Source organism: Blautia sp. MSK18_10 (assembly GCF_020553185.1).
Taxonomy (GTDB): Bacteria; Bacillota; Clostridia; order Lachnospirales; family Lachnospiraceae; genus Blautia_A; species Blautia_A wexlerae.
Genome location: NZ_JAJCGT010000009.1, coordinates 11855 through 33802, shown reverse-complemented (window position 1 = coordinate 33802; position 21948 = coordinate 11855). Strand labels below are relative to the sequence as shown.

The following is a 21948-nucleotide window of genomic DNA, read 5'->3' as shown; positions in this document are numbered from 1 at the left end:
AGTAAAATGAAAAGAAAATTGATGATCTGTGCAATGGCTTTGTGTATCTGTGCAGGATTGACCGGTAACACTGGAGAGGTCAGCGTATGGGCATCCGAAGGATCATCTTCGGATGCTGTCCGGATAGGCGCCCTGAAAGGTCCGACAGCAATGGGAATGGCGCAGCTTCTTGATGAAGACGGATACGATTTTACGATTGCTGCATCTCCGGATGAGATTGTTCCGATGGTAGTACAGGACAAGCTTGATATTGCAGCTGTTCCGGCAAATCTGGCAGCAACGTTGTATCAGAAGACAGATAAGGATGTCAGTGTCCTGGCGGTCAATACGTTGGGTGTTCTCTATCTTGTAGAGAATGGAGACAGTGTAAAATCTGTGGAGGATCTTAAGGGAAAGACCATTTATGCCAGTGGAAAGGGTGCAACCCCGGAATATGCTCTGAACTCTGTTCTTAAAGCGAATGGAATCGACCCTGAAAAAGATGTGACTGTTGAATTTAAATCTGAGCACGCAGAGGTAGTCTCCGCACTTGTGCAGGATCAGACAGCAGTCGGACTTCTTCCGCAGCCTTTTGTAACTACAGCGCTGATGAAAAACGATAAGCTGAAGGTTGCCCTGGATCTGAACAAACTGTGGGAAGATTCCATGGATGACGGAAGTAAACTGGTGACAGGAGTTGTGATCGCGAACAATGAGTTTATTCAGGATCATGCAGATAAAGTAAATGATTTTATGGATGCTTATAAAGAATCTGTAGATTTTGTCAACAGTGACACAGAAGCTGCGGCCCAGATCATAGGAGATCATGATATTATTGCAAAAGAAGTTGCACAGAAAGCAATCCCTGACTGCAGTATTGTGTTTATTGAAGGTGATGAGATGAAAACCATGCTTTCAGGATATCTGGCAACCCTGGATGATCAGAATCCTGAGATTATAGGAGGACAGTTGCCGGATGATGCATTCTATTACAAACGATAGAGCAAAAACTGACAATGGAACGAAATATACAGGAATTCGCATATTAGCAGTACTTTTCTGGATTGCAATCTGGCAGTTTGCGAGTATGTATCTGAAACAGGAGATCCTTCTGGCATCTCCTGTTTCTGTTGTCCGAAAGCTTTTTGAACTGATTTTCAGCGGAAATTTCTGGCAGTCTGTCGGATTTAGTTTTGTACGCATTGTGACAGGATTTCTTCTGGCTGTGCTTCTGGGAATCTTTCTGGCAGTGTGGGCATATTGGTCAAAAACAGTGGAAATCCTGACAGCACCTGTGATCGCAGTGGTCAAATCTACACCTGTGGCATCTTTTATTATTTTGTGCCTGATATGGATTCCTTCGAAAAATCTGTCAGTTTTTATTTCCTTTCTTATGGTTCTGCCGGTGATATATACAAATATCCTTGAGGGAATACGACAGACGGACAGGAAGATACTGGAAATGGCAAAAGTATTTCGTGTGAATCTCAGAAGACAGATCAGGTATATTTATGTATCGCAGGTACTGCCTTATTTTCTCTCAGCATGCAGGCTTTCTCTTGGAATGTGCTGGAAGGCAGGAGTGGCAGCAGAGGTTATCGGAGTACCTTCAGGTTCTATTGGTGAGAAACTGTATAATGCAAAAATATATCTGAATACTCCGGATCTTTTTGCGTGGACAATTGTGATAATTGTGATCAGTTTTGTATTTGAAAAGTGTTTTCTTGGAATTGTAAGCAGAGTAGTTTATATGATAGAACATAGATAACGGAAATTTTGATTTATGATAATCCTCTTAAATGCATTATTTATGAGGTCTGTTACAGGCGGAGAAGAGATATGGATATAAAGGTAGATCATATTAGTAAAGCATACGGAGAACAGCAGGTACTGCAAGATTTGTCCTGTGTTTTTCCGGAAGGGAAAACCACTTGTATCAGAGGAAGATCCGGATGTGGCAAAACAACACTGATACGGCTTCTTCTGAGACTGGATGTTCCGGATAAGGGGAAAATAGAAGGGGTAAGTGACAGAAAACTCAGTGCAGTATTTCAGGAAGATCGTCTGTGTGAAAATCTGAGCGCTGCTTCTAATATAAGACTGGTATGTACAGAAACAATAACAGACAGAGAACTGGAGGAGGCGTATAAAGCAGTTGCGCTTACTGAGATATGGCAGAAACCGGTTCGTGAACTGAGTGGAGGAATGCGCAGGAGAGTATCTATCCTAAGGGCATTGCTGGCTGAATCAGACTGTGTGATCATGGATGAACCTCTCAGAGGTCTTGATGAAAAAACCAGAGCAAAAACAATTGATTATATTTTGAAAAAGACGGAGGGAAAGACGTTGATCTTTGTTACTCATGAAGAAAAAGAAGCAGTTTGGTTAAAGGCTGACAGAACAGTAGATATATTGACAAAACATTAAAATTAATGAAAAACTAAATTTCGGTTATAGATTATAGCGTGTTTGAAAAATCATTTCTACAATCTTCAAACACGCTATAACTCCAAAAGAGGAAAAACTTATGATTACATTAAATGATTATCTGTATTCAGGAGATACGGTTTTAAAAATTTTACAGAAATATACCCGGGATCTGAGAAAAGAAGCGAAACTTACTCATAATGAAATTGATATGATGCATGTGAATTTCCTGATTCAGATCACAGAGCTTTTAGAACACAATGATTTCCTTACGGCCCAGTCCCAGAAGATCCGGGAATTTTATAAATATATGGCTCATGAATATCCGTTTCTTGCGTTTACATTTAAAGGAAGGATCAAATCGCTGATCCGGGCAGAAGAGAAATTTAACGGCTATATTGTGGAATATATTTACGATTATTATACAAAACATGGAACCTATCCTCCTGTATCGGAACTGAAAAATAAACTCAGTTGTTTTCGGGATTTTATTGCATACAGAATTGTGTTGTGTATGCCCAAGTGTCATCTGAAACCAGGAGAAGATCAGGAAACGGCGTCGATCCGCTATCTTTATGAGATTGCCAATGTTCTTCCCGGGTTCCTGGAAGAACGAGGGTTTACGGTGGAGTCTGCCTATGGAGTAAAGAAAAGTACGTCGCCACTTCTTAATGAAGATGTGAAGATGTATTACCGGGATTATATCTGTGGAACCAGCGGGGAAGGATATCAGTCATTACATATCACAGTTTATGATAACAGTTCCCGTTCTTTCATGGAAGTGCAGCTGCGTACCCAGAAAATGGATGACACTGCGGAAATTGGTCCGGCGAATCATCTGGGATATGAGAAGAAACAGCAGGATGAGCGTGCAAGACGTGATGCTATTCCAGAAGGCGAGTGCGTTTATTTCGATGAAGCCTATGAACGGGGCATGCGTCTTTTGCAGCTGGAACTGGCAGATCTGGATGTAAATATGTTTTCCGCAGTAGATAACAGCCTGATCAATGATGGGTGCGGACTGTTCAGGGGAAGACTGATCTTACCTTATGAACATTTGTCAAGATTTCAGAATGATGTGATTGATTGAATAAAACACCTATCTTTTGATGTATAAAAATACAGAGAAATGACAAAAATTGATAAAATATGTAAATTTTTAGTTATATTTTAGGCATTCTATGGTACACTGATATAGTATATCAAAAATGGGAGGGAAACTCGAAAATGAGCAAAAAAGAAGGAAAAGGGTTAAAGTCTTTTAACAAGGGGTTTCAAGTGCCTGACACCTACATTATTATCTTTTTAGTAGTTGTTGTCGCTGCACTTCTGACTTTCCTTGTACCAAAGGGATTTTACGAAACACAGGATATTTCGTATATGATCAATGGTGTTGAGAAAACCCGTACAGTAATCAAAGACGGAAGTTTCCAGTATCTGACAGATGATGCAGGAAATGTAGTAACAGAAGGAGTAGCACTCTTTAGTGGAGATGGTGGAACAGGATTCTTCAACTATATGTATAACGGAATCGTAAGCAGTTCTGCAATCGAGATTATCGCATTTCTTATGGTAGTAGGCGGTGCATTCGGTATCATGATCCGTACAGGAGCGATTGAATCCGGATTGATTGGATTGATCCGTAAGGCAAAGGGAGCAGAAAAACTGCTGATTCCGATACTTTTCGTATTGTTTTCTCTTGGTGGAGCAGTTTTTGGAATGGGAGAAGAAGCACTTCCGTTTACTATGATTCTTTGTCCGTTGTTTGTAGCAGTTGGATACGATTCAGTTATTGCAGTTCTTGTTACTTATGTTGCAACACAGATTGGTTTCGGTTCATCATGGATGAATCCATTCTCTGTAGGTATTGCACAGGGAATTGCAGGTATTGACGTATTCTCCGGAGCAGGATTCCGTATGGTAATGTGGGTAGTATTTACAGCACTCGGCTGTGGAATGACTATGTTCTATGCATCAAAGATCAAAAAGACTCCGACAATCTCAATCGCATATAAGACCGATGCATATTTCCGTGAGCAGAATGAAAAAACAGGAATTGACGAAGGACATTCATTTGGTCTTGGACATATTTTAGTTCTTCTGACACTGGCTGCTACAGTAGTATGGGTAGTTTGGGGAGTTATGACTCAAGGATACTACATGCCGGAGATTGCTACACAGTTCTTCATTATGGGAATTGTTTCCGGTGTGATTGGAGTTATCTTTAAACTGAACGATATGAAACTGAATGATATCGCAACATCATTTAAAGATGGAGCAAAAGACCTGATAGGTGCTGCACTTGTTGTTGCTATGGCACAGGGTATCATGCAGGTTCTTGGTGGATCTGATCCGACAACACCTACGGTTATTAATACAATTATGTATAATATTTCAAATGCACTGTCTGGAGTTTCCGGAGCAGTTGCAGCAGTACTTATGTATCTGTTCCAGTCCGTATTCAACTTCTTCGTTGTATCCGGAACAGGACAGGCTGCGATCACAATGCCGATCATGGCTCCACTGTCAGACCTGTTAGGTGTTTCACGTCAGACAGCTGTAGTTGCATTCCAGCTTGGTGATGCATTTACAAACCTGATTGTTCCTACATCAGGATGTTTGATCGGATCCCTTGCAATTGCAAAGATTGAGTGGTCTAACTGGATTAAATTCATGTGGAAATTCCTTGGTGTATTAATGATTGGTGCAATCATTACAATTCTTATTGCAGTTGGAATTGGATTCTAAAACATACATTTGATAATTGAGAGAGATTTATGATGAAATTAATTCAGAATATTGATGTCTATGCCCCACAGCATCTGGGGAAAAAAGATGTACTTACAATCAATGATAAGATTGTCAAGATTAAAGATGCAGGTTCTATATCCGCAGAAGGATTTCTTTCTGAGACAGAAATAATCAATGGAGAGGGGTTACTTTTAACTCCGGGATTCATTGACTGTCATGTTCATGTACTTGGAGGCGGTGGCGAAGGTGGATTCGCCAATCGTACTCCGGAAGCAACTATGGAAGGACTTACGAAGTTTGGGGTAACAACAGTTGTTGGCTGCCTTGGAACGGATGGAATCGGTCGTGATATGTGTGCACTGGTTGCAAAGACAAAAGGATTGAATGAGCAGGGAATGTCTGCATACTGTTATACAGGCAGTTATCAGATTCCGGTTCACACGTTGACGGACAGTATTGTCAAAGATATTATGATGATTCAGGAAATCATTGGAACCGGAGAAATCGCGATTTCTGATCATCGTTCTTCACAGCCGACTTTTGAGGAATTTGCGCGTGTCGTTGCGGATACAAGACTTGGCGGTGTTCTTTCTGGGAAAGCAGGTATTGTAAATGTTCATCTTGGCGACAGTCCGAGATGCTTAGATCTTATTGAACGAGTGGTAGATGAGACAGAGATACCGGCTTCTCAAATACTGCCAACACATATCAATCGAAATGAGATGCTTTTTGGCAAGTCGATTGAGTATGCGCTGAAAGGCGGAGCAGTAGACTTTACCGGAAATGAAGATATTGACTATTGGGAAACTATCTGTGATGAGGTACGTGTATGTAATGGTATCAAACGGATGCTGGATGCAGGAGTAAATCCTGACCGCATGACAATTTCTTCTGATGGACAGGGAAGCCTTCCGATGTACAGTAGTGATGGTGAATTCCTTGGAATGGGCGTTGGACAGTCCAGCTGCCTTCTGAAGGAAGTAAAGGAATGTGTATTTAAAACAGAAATTCCTTTAGAAATAGCTATTTCTACAATTACATCTAATCCGGCAGATATTCTTCGGCTCAAAGGAAAAGGTAAGGTTGAAGAAGGCTATGATGCGGATCTTTGTATTCTTGACCAGGAACTTCAGCTTGTTGAAGTAATTGCAAAAGGGAATACAGTTTATACAAAATAAAGTATATTGATGTTAAAAGCACCAGTCATTCAGTTGGCTGGTGCTTTTTGCAATATTAAATTCACTTTAATAAGCACTTTATGATATAATGGGCTCGTAGTCTTTTACAGACATAAGAACGGGTATAAGGAGAATATAGTATTGATTAATCAGACAGCGAAGAAGATTTTGAAAGCTCTGTCTTTTGATGGTGTGGAAGTAGAAGCATTTCGTCATATGGCGGATTTAAAACGATTGGATCCGATGAAGATTTTTTATAAAAAAATAGATGAGAAAATATATAACGGGAGTCATGCAGTCCCGATTCGTATTTTCTTTCCAACTGAAAAAAGTTTTCGTGAGAGTGAAGAAAAGAAACATAATATTCAAGATAAAAAGATGCTTTTGTTTATACATGGCGGCGGCTGGGTTACAGAGAGTATCGATAATTATGAAAGAATTTGTGCCCGGCTTGCTAATGCAACCGGACAATATGTAGTTGCAGTTGAATATCGACTGGCACCGGAAGATAAATTCCCGGCAGGTCTGGAAGATTGTTATGCCGTTGCGAAAACATTATATTCCGGAGATTTTATGCTCAACATAAAACCCGAAAATATTACATTGATCGGAGATAGTGCCGGAGGGAATCTTTGTGCAGCATTATCTTTGATGGCTAGAGATTGTGGAGAATTTATGCCAAAAAGACAGATACTGATCTATCCGGCTACATATAATGATTATACAGAAAATTCACCATTTCCATCTGTTAAGGAAAATGGAACAGATTATCTTTTGACAGCTGGGAAGATGCAGGATTATATTGATCTTTATGCGAGAAATAAAGAGGATAAGAAGAATCCTTATTTTGCACCATACATAGCAGAAGATTTAGCGAATCAACCTGATACATTGATTCTTACATGTGAATTTGATCCACTTCGAGATGAAGGGGAAGCATATGGGAAGCGCTTAAAAGAGGCTGGAAATTATGTGGAGATACATCGGATCAAAGATGCATTACATGGATATTTTGCGTTGGGGATCAAGCAGCTTCATGTACAGGAAAGTTTCACCTATATCAATGAATTTCTGAAAGAGGAAACACTGTGAATAAGAAAAAAGCACGTTGGAGAAAACTAGATAATGCAGCAAAATTATATTCTGCTGCCAGTAATAAAAAAGATACGAGAGTGTTTCGTTTTTACTGCGAATTGAAAGAAGAAGTAAATCCTGACGTTTTGCAGGAAGCATTGAATCAGACAATAGAAATATTTCCTACGTTTTTAATGGTGCTTCGCAAAGGATTATTCTGGCATTATCTTGAGCCATGTAATTTACGACCGATTGTAAAGGAAGAGTACAAAGAGCCTTGTAGTAGACTCTATATAAAGGATAAGAAGACACTGCTTTTTGAAGTAACCTATTATAAAAAACGAATCAACTTCGAAGTATTCCATGTATTGACAGATGGCACAGGAGCGACAGAATTTTTAAAAGAACTGGTAAAAAATTATCTCTATCTTATTCACAAAGTAAATGGATTAGAAGCAGTTTCATTGTTACCAGAAGATATGACGGTACAAGATCAAGAAGTTGATAGTTTTTTGAAATATTATTCAAAAGATCAGAAACGACCGAAAAAAAGAAAACTACATGCTTTCCAGATACGGAAAAGAAAGAAAGATGGAAATCATCTGCACGTCCATGAATCTGTTGTTTCAGTTCAGGCAGTATTGAAGCGGAGCAGGGAACTCGGAGTATCTATGACAGTCTTTTTGACAGCATTATTTATGATGGCAATAAATGAAGAAATGTCTAAAATGCAAAAGAAAAAGCCGGTCGTGTTAATGGTTCCGGTTAACTTAAGAAAGTTTTTCCCGTCTTTATCGATGCTGAATTTTTTTAATTGGATTGAGCCGGGATATAATTTTACTACACAAGATCAAAGTTTTGAGGTAATACTGAAATATACGAAAGAATTTTTTGAGACAGAACTGACAAAAGAAAAGATGTCAGCACATATCAGCGAGTTGCTTGCTTTGGAACTGCATCCGATTCTGAGGCTTGCACCTTTGGAACTGAAAAATCTATGTATTCAGGCCGGGGCAAAATATTCAGAGAAGAACACGACAGCAATCTTCTCTAATATGAGTGCGGTTAAAATGCATGCGAGTTATGTGCCTTATATTGAACGATTTGGTGTGTACACAAACACTCCTAAGTTTGAATTGTGTTTGTGTTCTTTTCAGGATAAATTATCATTTGCATTTACATCCAGATACGACACAGTGAACATTGAACGTAATTTTTATCGCTTGTTAAAAGAACAGGGAATTGCATCTGAAAAAGTAAAACCTGAATTTCCAAAGACAGATGAGCCAAGCGAACAGGAAATGAAAGTCTATAAAATTTATAGCTTTCTGTGTATTGCAATTGTTGCAGCAATGCTTGTTACGGAGTATAATTTCCATCCTAGAATTCGCTGGACCTTATTCACAGCCGGAGGCGTTGTGACAATGTGGATTGCCTCATCGATTGGATTTTTTAAACGCTATAATCTGCTGAAAAATGCGATGTGGCAGCTTTTTATCGGTACTATTATCTGCTTTATATGGGATGCACTGACCGGTTGGCACAGTTGGTCTGTAGATCTTGTGCTGCCGATCATGAGTGTATCTACACTTACAGCGATGTTTGTAATCGCTAAGGTGCGGAAATGTCCTGTGCGAGAGTATCTTATTTACGAAATTATGGCTGCCGGATACGGATTGATTCTTCCGGGAATCTTACTCTTATGCAAAGTGGTGAAAAATCCAACAGTAAGTATGTTTGGAGCGTTAATATGTTTCCTGTTTCTTGTAGCAGTGATATTGTTTAAAGGAAGAGAATTTAAAGAAGAGATGCAGAAAAATCTGCATGTATAAAATAGTGTTGATGAAACATTAGAGCGTGTCTGAAAATGCTGAACTGAATAATTTCACTTTGTCAGAAAGCATTGTTAGAAGTAGCAAAATAAAGGAGTATTTAATTATGAAGTATGAAACAATAGACAGAATTAGAAAATTTACAGAAGATCGAAACTGGGATCAGTTTCATTCGCCGGCAAATCTTGCAAAATCAATCGTAATTGAGGCAGCAGAGTTATTAGAGTGTTTTCAGTGGTCTGATGAAGAATATGATCTGCAACATGTCAAGGAGGAATTGGCGGATGTTTTGGTTTATAGTCAGAATCTGTTAGACAAACTGGAACTGGATGCAGATGAAATCATAAATATGAAGATGTCGCAGAATGAAGCAAAGTATCCGGTAGATAAGGCAAAAGGGAGTGCGGCCAAGTACGATCAGCTATAATAGTGGAAAAGGAAGAGGCGTTATAAGAACAATGATAAAAATACTATTTATATGCCACGGCACTCTTTGAAAGCTTCGCCCAAAAGCCAGTAAAATCACAGTCTGAAGGGCATAGGCGGTTAGAAAATAATCCAAAAATAACCCACGGTATTTTGTGCAGATATGTCTGGGATGCAATATGATAGAATGGTTACAAGAAAAATTTGTAGGAATATAAAGATATGGAATTAAGATTATTACGCTATTTTTTAACAGTAGCAAAAGAACAGAGCTTTACAAAAGCAGCAGAACAATTGCATATTACCCAGCCAACGCTATCCAGACAAATGGCGGCATTTGAAGAGGACCTGGGAATAACATTATTTATTCGAAACGGGAAGAAAATATCGCTCACTGATGAAGGAATTTTATTAAAAAGGCGTGCCTTGGAGATTCTTAATCTTGAGGAAAGGACGCTTGAGGAACTGAAAGGAAAAGAAGAGGTTGTAGAGAGCACGATAACCATTGGATGCGGTGAATTTGCAGCAGTGGAGACATTGGCGAAGATATGTAAAACATATAAAGAAAAATATCCGCTGGTTCAGATTGTATTGCATACTGCAACAGCAGATGCAGTGTATGAGATGATGAACAAAGGAATTGTAGATATTGCATTATTCATGGAGCCGGTGGACACCGAAGGGCTGGATTATATCCGGATCACAGATTGCGATCACTGGTGTGTCGGAATGCGGCCGGATGATCCGCTGGCAGAAAAAGAGTTTATAAAAAAAGAAGATCTTATTGGAAAGCCCTTGATCCTGCCGGAAAGAATGAACGTTCAAAGTGAACTTGCCAACTGGTTTGGGAAAGACTTTTCAAAATTACAGATTGCTTTTACGAGTAATCTTGGAACGAATGCCGGAGTTATGGCGGCAAATGGACTGGGGTATCCAATTTCAATTGAGGGTGCTGCAAAGTATTGGCGAGAGGATATTCTTGTACAGCGAAGAATTTCTCCTGAAATCAAGACTAGTACGGTGATTGCCTGGCGACGGAATATCCCATATTCTTTGGCAGTCCGTAAAATGATCGAGGAGATTAATGCTTTTCAGGCATAAAACAAAATTCAATATAAGCATTAGACATGATGAAGCGATAGAGCTTAAAATAGATGTGTAAGATGAATGTAAATCTTATACATCTATTTTTTTGTGAAAAATACGTATAGAAAGGGGCTTTTTATTATGAGTAAAAAATTAGTGGCATTTTTTAGTGCAAGCGGTACAACAAAAAAAGTAGCACAGATGATCGCAGAGGAAGCAAAAGCGGATTTGTTTGAGATTGAGCCGAAAGTTCCATATACAAAGCCTGATCTTGACTGGATGAATAAAAAATCCAGAAGCAGTGTGGAAATGAGTGATAAAAAATATAGACCGGCGATTATGAAAAAAGAGATGGATATGAGTTCTTATGACGAGATCCTTCTGGGATTCCCAATCTGGTGGTATGTGGCTCCGACAATCATCAATACATTTTTAGAAGCTTACGATTTCAGTGGTAAAAAGATTGTGCTTTTTGCAACATCCGGAGGAAGTGGATTTGGGAACACTGTGAAAGAATTGCAGTCATCTGCATCAGACGCAGTTATTACAGAAGGCAGACTGTTAAATTGTGGAACGAAACAGGAAATCACTGAATGGGTAAACTCTTTATAAATAACAGCGTTATGGAGGTATACAGAATATGGGAAAAATAGTACAGACAGCAGGAAGAAATACACTTGGTGAATTCGCACCGGAATTTGCACATTTTAACGATGATGTACTTTTCGGCGAAAACTGGAATAACCAGGACATCGACGTAAAAACAAGAAGTATTATTACAGTGGTTGCTCTGATGGCTTCCGGAATTACGGATTCTTCTTTAAGATATCATCTTCAAAATGCAAAAAATCATGGTGTGACACAAAAAGAGATTGCTGCAGTGATCACACATGCCGCATTCTATGCAGGTTGGCCAAAAGCATGGGCTGTTTTCAATCTTGCAAAGGAAGTGTGGGAAACAGGCGAGGGAGATTTGCCATACGAAGAGGAAGCGATGCGGGCGCATGCAAAAGAGATGGTATTTCCAATTGGTGCACCAAACGATGGCTTTGCACAGTATTTTTCGGGCAGGAGTTTTCTTGCACCGATTTCTACTTCTCAGGTTGGAATTTTCAATGTGACATTTGAACCAGGATGCAGAAATAACTGGCATATCCATCATGCAAAAAGTGGGGGAGGACAGATCCTGGTATGTGTTGCCGGAAGAGGATATTATCAGGAAGAAGGGAAAGATGCTGTAGAAATGAAGCCAGGCGACTGCATCAATATTCCGGCAGAAGTGAAACACTGGCATGGCGCCGCACCGGATGAATGGTTTTCACATCTGGCAATAGAAGTTCCGGGCGAAAATAGTTCCAATGAATGGCTTGAACCGGTAAGTGATGAAGAATATAGAAAACTAAAATAGGAAGGTTGAAAAAAATATATTTATTTCTCCGCGGCTTTTCTTCCAGGATGGGAGAGTGCCGCGGAGAATTTTTTGCGAAGAAAGAATTGCTATAGCTTTTGTAATTCCGGGAAAACCTTTATCTAAGAAAAAAATACAATATTAACATGAATATCATGAATATAATATTGGAGGCTGTGAATATTCCCAAATACTTCCCTCTCAGATTCCTGTTTTCTTTTGCAATATATTTGAAACTTATCAGGCTTGCCATGGATGCAATCAGAGTGCCGAGACCTCCAATATTGGTTCCGACAATTAAAGCCCGGTAATTATCTGTAAAGCCGGATAAAAGAAGCGCAGCGGGAACATTGCTCATAATCTGACTGGCAAGAACAGCAGTAAATGTTTCCCTTCCTGCCATGATTCTTTCCAGAAAACTGCTGAATTGCGGAATCCTTCCAAGGTTGCCGATAAAAATAAATAATGCGATAAAGGTGGCAAGCAGGGAGTAATCCACCCTGCTTATATTTTCCCTGTTTCTTAGCAGCATATATATAAGAACCAATACAAGAGGAATCTGGTATGGAATGATACGTGCAACAGTGAGCAGGCAGATTATAAATAAGATCAGGTAAGCGGCCAGGTATTCCATGTTAAGTTCTTTTCTGTCAGAGAATCCCAAAAGAGTTTTATTTTTTTCGGAACCGCATACGTGAGGTGCTTTGGCAGCGGCTACCTGTATCCATATCAGAAGAAGGATAAGTGCTGTGGCGGAATAGGGAAGCATCAGGGTTATTAATTCTGCCGCGGACATCCCTGCTCTGGCATATAGATAAAGGTTCTGCGGATTTCCGATTGGTGTGAGCATGCTTCCGAGATTAGCAGCGATTGTCTGCATGGCTACTATTTTAAGAAGCCAGTAATTGCCCAGTTCCTTTGGCAGTTTATGCACAATGATCAGTGCAAGAGGAACAAAAGTAATCAATGCCACATCATTGGTGATCACCATTGACAGGAAGAAACATAAGAGTACCAACAGCCTGATCACACCCACAGTTCCCGATGTTCCCATCAGCAATTTTTTGGCAAGTATATCAAAAACACCAACAGCCTTCAAACCAGCTACAATTGCCATCAAACAGAAGAGGAGCCCGAGAGTCCTGAAATCGATATAAGTAAAATAAGCCTTATCCGGTCTGACCCAGAACATAGAAAGAAGCGCCAGGATCACTGCAATTGACAAAACGGTTTCTTTCCTGAAAAAAACATATAATTTTTGTAACATAATATTTCCTTTCCGGTCTGATACGACCGCGTAAAAGTATATCACAGAAACATCCAGAAAAAAAGAACATCATTTTGTATTGTGGATTGTGTTTGCGATTACCGCCTCATTCCTGTGTAATAAAAATGTTATCAATGGCGACATCATTTCAAAAGTTCAGAATATGAAAGGAAAACGTTTTGGAAGAACTATACAGAAAATATCAGGGAAAAACAATAAAAGATGACTATGGGAAAAATTCCAAGGAATTTATAGATTTTGCAAATGACATGAAAAAGAGCATGAAAATTAATGCCGCAAAATATGGAGTAAGGCTTATTACCTTTGAGACGGGGCATTACGATATGTGCGGATATTTTAACATAATATATAGCAAGACTTCTCCTTTCTCTATAGGTGGGAGATGAATTGCAAAAAAAACAGAAAAGAACACTTGTTCTGCAACGCGATTCATGGTATAATAGAATCAGTCGATAAGGTAAAAGATCAAAAAAGGACTGTTTTTATGGAAAAAATAGATCACAATGCACATTCAGTATATTTGATGTATTATCATCTGATCATGGTGGTAAAATATCGAAGAAAAGTTATCAATGACCCAATTTCAGAAAGAGCAAAAGAAATATGGGAATATATTGCACCCCGATATGGAATTGTTTTGGAGGAATGGAATCATGATATTGACCATGTGCATGTAATGTTTCGTGCACAGCCTAAAACGGAACTCAGTAAATTTATCAATGCATATAAAAGTGCCAGCAGCAGGCTGCTGAAAAAAGAGTATCCGGAAATCCGGGAAAAACTTTGGAAAGAATCATTCTGGAGTCAGAGTTTCTGCCTTTTGACGGCAGGAGACACACCAGCTGAAGTGATCCGTCAATACATCGAAACCCAGGGAGAGAAAAAGCATTGAACATAGCATATCGTTTCCGGATCTATCCAACAGAAGAACAGAAGATACTTCTGGGAAAAACATTTGGCTGCTGCCGTTTTCTGTATAACCAGATGCTTAATGACAAGATCCGGGAGTATAAAAAGACGAAAAAACTGTTAAAAAATACACCAGCCATGTATAAAAAGGAGTATTCATTTCTGAAAGAAGTAGATTCGCTGGCACTGGCAAATGTTCAGCTTCATCTGGAGAAAGCATATAAGAATTTTTTCCGTGATCCCAAGGTTGGATTTCCACGTTTCAAGTCAAAACATCACTCCAAAAACAGCTACACAACAAATGTAGTCAACGGAAATATTCTGGTAGAAGATAAGCGGATCCGGCTTCCAAAATTAAAATGGATCTCCATGAAAAAACACAGGGAGCCTGCGGAAAACTGCTGTCTGAAATCAGTGACAGTCAGTATGGAGCCGTCCGGAAAGTATTTTGCAAGTCTGCTGTATGAAGGATACAGCTGCGAAAACCAAGCAGCAGATGAAGATTACAGCAATGCCAAAATACTGGGGATTGATTATGCGATGCAGGGGATGGCAGTGTTTTCAGAAGAGATTGAACTTGAAAAAGCAGGATTCTTCAGAAGAAATGAAAAAAGGCTGGCAAGGGAGCAGCGTAAACTGTCGAGATGTGTAAAAGAAAGCCGCAATTATGTGCGGCAGAAAAAGAAAGTTGCCAGATGCCATGAAAAAATACGAAACCAGAGAAAGGATTATCTGCATAAACTGAGCCGCAGGATCACAGACCAGTACGATATAGTCGCGGTAGAAGATATTGATATGAAAGCAATGGGCCAGTGCCTGCACTTTGGGAAAAGTGTACAGGATAATGGATACGGGATGTTCCGGAATATGCTGGATTATAAGCTTGCCTGGAAGGGAAAGAAATTAGTAAAGATAGACCGCTTTTTCCCTTCAAGCAAAAAATGCAGTAAATGCGGAAAGATAAAAAAAGAGCTGGGATTATCTGAAAGAGTATACTGCTGCACGTGTGGAAATAAGATGGACAGAGATCGAAATGCAGCGATCAATATCCGTGAAGAGGCAAGAAGGATGCTGGCAGTATAAACTGTCCATATCCGGACAATAAGTAAGAAAATACACCCGTGTCCGGGCAAAAAGAATCGCGGGGCACGCGAGGATAGCTTGTAGATACTTGGCTCAGTAGAGTCATTGAGCAAGAAGCCCCCACTTCAAAATCTGGGATTTAAGTGGTGGGAGCATGTCACTTGTAAAATTTATGGGGAACTAACATCAGCTTATTGACATAAATTTAAAAATAAGTATAATAATAGTTGATTAATTGTTCAACTATTATTATTTGGAGGTGAATATATGCCAAAAACGTCTTATATTTGTAATTGCGATGTAATTCATGAGGATATTGTGAATGATGTGAAATCCAAGATGCAGCCAAAAGATGATTATATCCAGTTGGCTTCTTTGTTTAAGCTATTTGGAGATGGAACTAGAGTACAAATCTTACACGCTCTAGAACAGAGTGAGATGTGTGTATGTGATCTTGCAGTGCTACTGGGGGTAACAAAATCTGCAATTTCGCATCAGTTAAAGGCATTACGCCTTGCGAATCTGGTAAAATTCCGTAAAGAAGCACAGATAGTTTACTACTCGCTGGCAGATGATCATGTGAAAGAGATTATTGACAAGGGATTTGAACATCTTTGGCAGAAATAATATTTTTTAACATTATAGTTGAGTAATTGAACAATTAAACAAATTATGAGGAGATTAGCATGAAACGCATATTTCTATTAAAAGGGTTGGACTGTCCAAATTGTTCCGCAAAAATTGAAAAAGAAGTCGGAGAGTTGGATGGAGTGCAATCCTCAGTGGTAAATCTGATGAAGCAGACGCTTACAATCAATGTTACTCAGACAGCCGCAGATACGATAGCCAGTCAGATTGAAACGATTGTTTATAGTCATGAGCCAGATGTGGAGGTTCAGGAAGAAACAATTATCCCCGTTACAAAGAGTTATTTGTTAAAGGGCTTGGACTGTCCGAACTGCTCCGCAAAAATTGAAAAAGAAGTCGGAGAATTGGATGGAGTACAATCCTCAGTTGTAAATTTGATGAAGCAGACGCTGACAATCAATGTTGCTCCAGTTGCCGCAAATACAATAGCCAGTCAGATTGAAACGATTGTCCACAGCCATGAGCCAGATGTAGAAGTTTCCGAAATTGCACAGGAATACTATATACCTGCAAAAAAACAGGATACCAATACATCCTATAACAATGAGGACAAGAAGTTGACGATTCGTTTAGCGATTGGCGCAGCAATCTATGGTATTGGTATGGCATTGACAGTTTTTGCGAAAGTGCCACTGCCTGTCGAGTTAGTTTTTCTCATTGTCTCCTATATTATTCTTGGCGGGGATGTTGTATGGCAAGCTGTGAGGAATATTTCAAAGGGACGTGTGTTTGATGAACATTTCCTGATGAGCGTTTCTACGATTGGTGCTTTTGTCATTGGTGAATATCCGGAAGCAGTTGCTGTTATGCTGTTCTATCAAGTTGGTGAATTTTTCCAGTCATTGGCTGTTGAGCGTTCCAGAAAATCTATATCAGATTTAATGGATATACGTCCGGATTGTGCTACAGTCAGAAGGAACGGAGAATTGATTACCATATCTCCTGAAAGTGTTGCCATTGGTGAGATTATTATTGTAAAGCCTGGTGAAAAAATCCCATTAGACGGTGTGGTATTGGATGGAGATTCTATGCTGGATACGAGGGCTTTAACTGGAGAATCGGTTCCGAGAAGCGTTCATAAAGGAGACGAAGCACTTTCCGGTTGTATGAATCAGACGGGTGTTTTAACGATTAAGACAACGAAAGCATTTGGTGAATCTACTGCTTCAAAGATTATTGATCTTGTGGAGAATGCGTCCAGTAGAAAAGCACCAACAGAAAATTTCATTACTACATTTGCACGTTATTACACTCCTGTTGTTGTAATCTTAGCAGCTATTCTGGCAATTCTGCCACCGATCCTTCTTGGTGGAGGTTGGACAGAGTGGATTCGCAGAGGATTTGTTTTCCTTGTGGTATCTTGCCCATGTGCATTGGTCATTTCAATCCCGCTGACTTTCTTCGGAGGTATTGGTGCGGCATCTAAACGAGGTGTTCTTGTAAAAGGAAGTAATTATTTAGAGGCGCTTAATAATGTCAGCATTATTGTGTTCGATAAAACTGGAACACTTACAAAGGGTGTTTTCAATGTGACTGATATTCTGCCTGCAAATGGATTTTCAAAAGAACAGGTTCTGGAGTATGCGGTCCAGGCAGAGAGCTTTTCTAACCATCCTATTGCAAAATCCATTCTCTCTGCTTATGGAAAAGAAATTGACCAATCAGTTATCTCTGATTACAAGGAAATTTCCGGATATGGAATCAGTGCCATGGCAGGAAAGAAGAAAGTTTATGCCGGCAATACGAAACTTATGGATTCAGAGCATGTGGAGTACACAGCCTGTGAAAAAGTTGGTACAAAGGTTTATGTAGCAGTAGATGGTCAATATGCCGGATGCATTTTGATAACAGATGAAGTAAAGCCGGACAGCAAAAAAGCAATTTCTGATTTGAAACATATCGGTGTGGAAAAAACAGTCATGCTTACTGGTGATGATGAAAAAATCGGAAAGGCTGTTGCGGAAGAATTGCAGTTGGATGAATATTATGCACAACTGTTTCCTGATCAAAAAGTGGAAAAGGTTGAGCTTTTAGACAGTAAAAAGAGACAGGGAAGCAAATTAGCTTTTGTTGGTGATGGTATCAATGACGCTCCTGTCCTTGCTCGTGCGGATGTTGGTATTGCAATGGGTGGTCTTGGTTCAGATGCGGCCATTGAAGCTGCGGATGTGGTTCTGATGACAGATGAACCATCTAAGCTGGTGGATGCGATTGATGTGGCAAAAGCGACAAAGCAAATTGTCATGCAGAATATAGTGATTGCCCTTGGAATTAAGAGTGTGTTCCTGATTCTTGGCGCTCTTGGTATTGCGGGAATGTGGGAAGCTGTATTTGGTGATGTAGGCGTTACCATAATTGCTGTTTTGAACGCAATGAGAATTTTGAAAAAATAGGAAATGAGGTGGGAATGTGAAACGAAAACTGATTCTGTTAGTTGTTACGATTGTTTTTCTTGTAGGTTTTGGTGTCATATTACATTCACCGCCTTCTATGATTGATGCAGTCACAGGAGCAACACCGAAGTCAAAAAAGGCGGCTCAAGCCTCCGCACAGTTGGAAGGCTCTTATGTTCTCGGTATTAATATGATGTCAGATGGTCTCGACAACGAGAACACCCGGAATAAATTAAAAGAATTGGCACTGGACGATTCGGAAACAAATGAAACAGATCTCATGAAAACGGACATTAGTTTTCGGTTATATGTATCTGAGACGGATTATCCGCTTGCCAGTTATGCTAAGAAACTCTGTGACAGGTTGAAACAGGCCGGTTTTTTCGTAGATCTGAAAGAGTACAGTAACACAATGATGCTATCAAGAGTGGTAAGTGGAAAGTATGATGTATTCCTGGCATCGGATGATTTTATTGACGTTACAACGTTATCACAGATGGACTATATGATCATGGACAGCGAAGAAATGAGGTGAGCGGGAATTTATGAGAAAATGGAATACGATTTTGTCTGTTTTAATGCTTCTCATTTTTATGATTCATGGAATCATGGGAAGCTTTATGCTGAACGGAGTTGGAAGTAGTGCAGGGAAACTTCTTGCATGGATTGGTGTTGGTATTCTTGTTGTGCATACGGTGATTGGTGTCATCCTGACAGTTCAGAGTTTACAGACAGCGAAGCAATCCGGAAAAATGTATCTGAAACAGAACGCCATATTTTGGGCGAGACGAGCCAGTGGGCTGGCAATACTGATCCTGCTGTTCTTCCATATTGGCTTGTTTGGAAAGGTGCAGAATGGGACATATATTTTGTTCCCTTTTACAACGGTAAAGATGGTAACTCAGCTTTTGTTCGTGGCGGCAATCTTTGTTCATATTTTTATCAATATCCGCCCATTGCTCGTATCGCTGGGAATCATCAGTTATAAAGAACGAAGGGGTGATATTTATTTGATTCTTTCGGTGCTCCTTCTGTTTATAGCGGGCGCAGTTATTTTCTATTATATTGGGTGGCAATATCTATGAGTAAGACAATTATTATTATAGGTGCTGGACTGGCAGGACTTTCAGCGGCTTTGCAGGCAGCGGAAAATGGATGCAATGTAAAACTGGTTTCCTCCCTTCCGTCAGAGCGGGCACAGTCTGTTATGGCGGAGGGCGGTATCAACGCAGCTTTGAATACAAAAGATGAAAACGACAGTCCCGAAGAACATTTTACAGATACAATAAAGGCAGCATGTGGTCTGGCAGATCCAAATGCAGTTTGGGGAATGACACAGGCAGCACCGGAGCTGGTGCACTGGCTGCTAAAACTTGGAGTTAAATTTAACATGAGTGGCTATGATGATGTGGATCTGCGAAATTTTGGCGGGCAGAAAAAGAAACGGACTGCTTTTGCACAGAGCGATACCGGGAAGCAGATCATGACAGCTATGATAGACGCTGTTCGCAGGAAAGAAGCATTTGGTATGGTAGAACGGTTCAGCCATCATTCTTTCCTAACACTTCGTCTGTGTGGCAATATTTGTTGTGGCTGCGTAATCAGGGATGAATACAGTCAGGAGACTGTGGAATTACCGGGGGATGCGGTTATTGTTGCCACCGGTGGTATGCACGGATTGTTTGGAAATACAACGGGTTCGCTGAGCAATACAGGAGAAGTCACCGCAGAATTGTTCCGGCTTGGTGTTCCTCTGGCAAATGGCGAGATGATCCAGTATCATCCGACAACTGTGAAATGTGGTGGAAAACGCATGCTCATCAGCGAGGCGGCCAGAGGGGAAGGTGGCAGGTTGTTTGCCATGAAAGATGGAAAACAATGGTATTTCATGGAGGAAAAATACCCGGAGCTTGGAAATCTGATGCCACGAGATATTACCGCCAGAGAGATATGGAAGGTCAGCCATGAATCAGAGGTATTTCTTGACATGACGGAAATATCGGAGGAGATTATTTCAAATAAGCTATCTGGTCTGGCAGACGATTGTATGACCTATCTGCATAAAGATATACGAAAGGAACCGGTGTCTGTTTTACCGGGAATTCACTATTTTATGGGAGGTATTCTGGTGGATGAGCAGCACAGAACGCCGATTCAGAATCTTTACGCTGCCGGAGAATGCTGTGCCCAATATCATGGTGCCAACCGTCTTGGTGGAAATTCTCTGTTAGGAGCGTTATACGGAGGACGTGTTGCGGCAAAATCAGCATGTGAACAGGCAGATGTAGTAGATCTATCTTGTGCGACACAGATAGATTTTCCACCAGCGTCTCAAATTTCAGAAATAAAGCAATTAAACAAAGTGATGCAGGAGACTATGGGCGTTGTCAGAAATGAGAATACGTTGTTAAATGGGATTCAAACGGTACAAGCGCTGACAGGAAATCTTCCATTGCTTGGCATGGCAGTTCTAAAGAGTGCTCTTGCAAGAAAAGAAAGCCGTGGTGCACACTGGCGGGAGGATTATCCGAAGAGCAATGACAATGATTACCTTAAAACAACGGTAGCCAGATTTGATGGAAAGCAGATACAGATTTCCTTTGTACCTGTTCCAGAAAGGCGGTGATTCACTTGGTATATAAAATAAAAATCAGGCGGCAGGAGAGTCAGAAATCAGATAGTTATTGGCAGGAATTTGAGTTTGACGGAAGCAAAAACAGCTCTGTTGCCAATGTTCTAAAGGAATTGAACAGTAGAACCCCTTTGAAAGATAATTCAGGGAATATAGTTACTCCCATCAGCTGGGAATGTAGCTGCATGGTGCGAAAATGTGGGGCTTGCGCCATGCTGATTAACGAACGTCCGAGGCTGGCATGCTCTACATTTCTACATACGTTAAAAGGTTCTACAATCACCTTGGAACCTTTAAGCAAATTTCCGCTTGTAAGAGATTTGATCGTTGACCGGTCAATTCTGTTTGAAAATTTGAAAAAACTGAACCTTTGGCTTGAAAGTGAAGCTTATATGAATCCGTGGACACATGAACCGAGATACCAGTCGGCACGCTGTCTGATGTGTGGCTGCTGCCTTGAAGTGTGTCCTAACTTCTCTGCAAATGGGACTTTCGCAGGTGCTGTTGCTGCAGTCAACGCATTTCGGATTCTGAATGAAGAACAGGAAAGCACTCATTTGAATGAGATTTCTGCTGAATATAAGAAGAAATATTTTGAGGGATGCGGGAAGTCGTTATCTTGTCATGATATTTGTCCGATTGGTCTGCCTGTGGAAGAACTGCTTGTAAGGTCGAATGCAGCGGCTGTTTGGGGCAAATAAAATGGATGATAAAAGCTATAATGAATGTATGAAGAGAATCAAAAACTTGATTCTCTTTTTTTAAAATACATACATTGACAAATATCTATGTATATATTATATTGAACATAGACAATGATCAATGTGAGGTGTC

The 21948-nt window shown here is 40.1% G+C and carries 22 protein-coding genes; 21 read left to right on the top strand and 1 reads right to left on the bottom strand.

Going from position 1 to position 21948, the window contains the following annotated elements; genetic code table 11:
• The first annotated feature begins 6 nt into the window (after positions 1–6).
• The 12 genes from LI074_RS05930 (at position 7) to LI074_RS05875 (ending at position 12161) form a co-directional block, all read left to right on the top strand.
• Entirely contained in the window at positions 7–981 is a 975-nt protein-coding gene (locus LI074_RS05930) for an ABC transporter substrate-binding protein (protein ID WP_055052412.1), read from the top strand.
• A complete protein-coding gene (locus LI074_RS05925) occupies positions 959–1747 on the top strand; it encodes an ABC transporter permease (RefSeq protein ID WP_055052596.1) in 789 nt (262 codons plus the stop codon). The genes LI074_RS05930 and LI074_RS05925 overlap by 23 nt, the downstream gene beginning before the upstream one ends.
• 71 nt (positions 1748–1818) lie before the next feature.
• Positions 1819–2406 (top strand): ATP-binding cassette domain-containing protein, encoded by a 588-nt coding sequence (locus LI074_RS05920; RefSeq protein ID WP_055057455.1) that lies wholly within the window; start codon positions 1819–1821, stop codon positions 2404–2406.
• A 100-nt stretch (positions 2407–2506) separates the two neighbouring features.
• Entirely contained in the window at positions 2507–3496 is a 990-nt protein-coding gene (locus LI074_RS05915) for a guanosine polyphosphate pyrophosphohydrolase (protein ID WP_062807829.1), read from the top strand.
• Positions 3497–3633: 137 nt separating this feature from the next.
• Positions 3634–5154 (top strand): putative basic amino acid antiporter YfcC, encoded by a 1521-nt coding sequence (yfcC, locus tag LI074_RS05910; protein ID WP_022380777.1) that lies wholly within the window; start codon positions 3634–3636, stop codon positions 5152–5154.
• A 32-nt stretch (positions 5155–5186) separates the two neighbouring features.
• Positions 5187–6335, top strand: a complete 1149-nt coding sequence (gene iadA, locus LI074_RS05905) for a beta-aspartyl-peptidase (RefSeq protein ID WP_025577058.1) — start codon at positions 5187–5189, stop codon at positions 6333–6335.
• A 141-nt stretch (positions 6336–6476) separates the two neighbouring features.
• Positions 6477–7427 (top strand): alpha/beta hydrolase, encoded by a 951-nt coding sequence (locus LI074_RS05900; RefSeq protein ID WP_020994037.1) that lies wholly within the window; start codon positions 6477–6479, stop codon positions 7425–7427.
• Entirely contained in the window at positions 7424–9241 is a 1818-nt protein-coding gene (locus tag LI074_RS05895; RefSeq protein WP_173698003.1) for a DUF6320 domain-containing protein, read from the top strand. The genes LI074_RS05900 and LI074_RS05895 overlap by 4 nt, the downstream gene beginning before the upstream one ends.
• A 106-nt stretch (positions 9242–9347) precedes the next feature.
• On the top strand, positions 9348–9668 hold the full coding sequence (locus LI074_RS05890; protein ID WP_008703857.1) for a nucleotide pyrophosphohydrolase: 321 nt from the start codon (positions 9348–9350) through the stop codon (positions 9666–9668).
• Between the two features lie 221 nt (positions 9669–9889).
• Positions 9890–10768 (top strand): LysR family transcriptional regulator, encoded by an 879-nt coding sequence (locus tag LI074_RS05885; RefSeq protein ID WP_055052408.1) that lies wholly within the window; start codon positions 9890–9892, stop codon positions 10766–10768.
• A gap of 126 nt (positions 10769–10894) precedes the next feature.
• A complete protein-coding gene (locus LI074_RS05880) occupies positions 10895–11365 on the top strand; it encodes a flavodoxin (protein ID WP_026648204.1) in 471 nt (156 codons plus the stop codon).
• A 28-nt stretch (positions 11366–11393) separates the two neighbouring features.
• Entirely contained in the window at positions 11394–12161 is a 768-nt protein-coding gene (locus LI074_RS05875) for a carboxymuconolactone decarboxylase family protein (RefSeq protein ID WP_173698002.1), read from the top strand.
• A gap of 118 nt (positions 12162–12279) precedes the next feature.
• Here LI074_RS05875 and LI074_RS05870 read toward each other — a convergent pair whose 3' ends face one another.
• Positions 12280–13428: an SLC13 family permease gene (locus LI074_RS05870; protein ID WP_173680743.1), complete on the bottom strand. Its 1149-nt coding sequence runs from the start codon at positions 13426–13428 to the stop codon at positions 12280–12282.
• A 179-nt stretch (positions 13429–13607) separates the two neighbouring features.
• Between LI074_RS05870 and LI074_RS05865 the strand changes: the two genes are divergently transcribed.
• The 9 genes from LI074_RS05865 (at position 13608) to LI074_RS05825 (ending at position 21815) form a co-directional block, all read left to right on the top strand.
• Positions 13608–13835, top strand: a complete 228-nt coding sequence (locus LI074_RS05865; protein ID WP_173680742.1) for a hypothetical protein — start codon at positions 13608–13610, stop codon at positions 13833–13835.
• 98 nt (positions 13836–13933) lie between these two features.
• Positions 13934–14341, top strand: a complete 408-nt coding sequence (gene tnpA, locus LI074_RS05860) for an IS200/IS605 family transposase (RefSeq protein ID WP_173698001.1) — start codon at positions 13934–13936, stop codon at positions 14339–14341.
• Complete coding sequence (locus LI074_RS05855; RefSeq protein ID WP_173698000.1) at positions 14338–15441, top strand: RNA-guided endonuclease TnpB family protein; 1104 nt, start codon at positions 14338–14340, stop codon at positions 15439–15441. Before tnpA ends, LI074_RS05855 begins: the two co-directional genes overlap by 4 nt.
• 267 nt (positions 15442–15708) lie before the next feature.
• A complete protein-coding gene (locus LI074_RS05850) occupies positions 15709–16068 on the top strand; it encodes an ArsR/SmtB family transcription factor (protein ID WP_005330964.1) in 360 nt (119 codons plus the stop codon).
• A gap of 59 nt (positions 16069–16127) precedes the next feature.
• On the top strand, positions 16128–18482 hold the full coding sequence (locus LI074_RS05845) for a heavy metal translocating P-type ATPase (RefSeq protein ID WP_173681665.1): 2355 nt from the start codon (positions 16128–16130) through the stop codon (positions 18480–18482).
• A 16-nt stretch (positions 18483–18498) separates the two neighbouring features.
• Positions 18499–19017 (top strand): DUF6921 family protein, encoded by a 519-nt coding sequence (locus tag LI074_RS05840; RefSeq protein ID WP_173681666.1) that lies wholly within the window; start codon positions 18499–18501, stop codon positions 19015–19017.
• Between the two features lie 10 nt (positions 19018–19027).
• Positions 19028–19567 carry a hypothetical protein gene (locus LI074_RS05835; RefSeq protein ID WP_008703787.1) on the top strand — a complete coding sequence of 180 codons (540 nt, stop codon included), beginning with the start codon at positions 19028–19030 and terminating at the stop codon, positions 19565–19567.
• On the top strand, positions 19564–21108 hold the full coding sequence (locus LI074_RS05830) for an FAD-binding protein (RefSeq protein ID WP_173681667.1): 1545 nt from the start codon (positions 19564–19566) through the stop codon (positions 21106–21108). Before LI074_RS05835 ends, LI074_RS05830 begins: the two co-directional genes overlap by 4 nt.
• Entirely contained in the window at positions 21105–21815 is a 711-nt protein-coding gene (locus LI074_RS05825; RefSeq protein WP_330594089.1) for a succinate dehydrogenase/fumarate reductase iron-sulfur subunit, read from the top strand. The genes LI074_RS05830 and LI074_RS05825 overlap by 4 nt, the downstream gene beginning before the upstream one ends.
• Positions 21816–21948: the final 133 nt, after the last annotated feature.

Excerpts from the sequence above, each read along its gene's own strand:
- LI074_RS05870 (WP_173680743.1), bottom strand. The coding sequence starts at position 13,428 with ATGTTACAAAAATTATATGTTTTTTTCAGGAAAGAAACCGTTTTGTCA.
- LI074_RS05885 (WP_055052408.1), top strand. The coding sequence starts at position 9,890 with ATGGAATTAAGATTATTACGCTATTTTTTAACAGTAGCAAAAGAACAG.
- tnpA (WP_173698001.1), top strand. The coding sequence starts at position 13,934 with ATGGAAAAAATAGATCACAATGCACATTCAGTATATTTGATGTATTAT.
- LI074_RS05890 (WP_008703857.1), top strand. The coding sequence starts at position 9,348 with ATGAAGTATGAAACAATAGACAGAATTAGAAAATTTACAGAAGATCGA.
- iadA (WP_025577058.1), top strand. The coding sequence starts at position 5,187 with ATGAAATTAATTCAGAATATTGATGTCTATGCCCCACAGCATCTGGGG.
- LI074_RS05920 (WP_055057455.1), top strand. The coding sequence starts at position 1,819 with ATGGATATAAAGGTAGATCATATTAGTAAAGCATACGGAGAACAGCAG.
- yfcC (WP_022380777.1), top strand. The coding sequence starts at position 3,634 with ATGAGCAAAAAAGAAGGAAAAGGGTTAAAGTCTTTTAACAAGGGGTTT.
- LI074_RS05830 (WP_173681667.1), top strand. The coding sequence starts at position 19,564 with ATGAGTAAGACAATTATTATTATAGGTGCTGGACTGGCAGGACTTTCA.
- LI074_RS05880 (WP_026648204.1), top strand. The coding sequence starts at position 10,895 with ATGAGTAAAAAATTAGTGGCATTTTTTAGTGCAAGCGGTACAACAAAA.
- LI074_RS05850 (WP_005330964.1), top strand. The coding sequence starts at position 15,709 with ATGCCAAAAACGTCTTATATTTGTAATTGCGATGTAATTCATGAGGAT.
- LI074_RS05875 (WP_173698002.1), top strand. The coding sequence starts at position 11,394 with ATGGGAAAAATAGTACAGACAGCAGGAAGAAATACACTTGGTGAATTC.
- LI074_RS05915 (WP_062807829.1), top strand. The coding sequence starts at position 2,507 with ATGATTACATTAAATGATTATCTGTATTCAGGAGATACGGTTTTAAAA.
- LI074_RS05845 (WP_173681665.1), top strand. The coding sequence starts at position 16,128 with ATGAAACGCATATTTCTATTAAAAGGGTTGGACTGTCCAAATTGTTCC.
- LI074_RS05930 (WP_055052412.1), top strand. The coding sequence starts at position 7 with ATGAAAAGAAAATTGATGATCTGTGCAATGGCTTTGTGTATCTGTGCA.
- LI074_RS05925 (WP_055052596.1), top strand. The coding sequence starts at position 959 with ATGCATTCTATTACAAACGATAGAGCAAAAACTGACAATGGAACGAAA.
- LI074_RS05835 (WP_008703787.1), top strand. The coding sequence starts at position 19,028 with ATGAGAAAATGGAATACGATTTTGTCTGTTTTAATGCTTCTCATTTTT.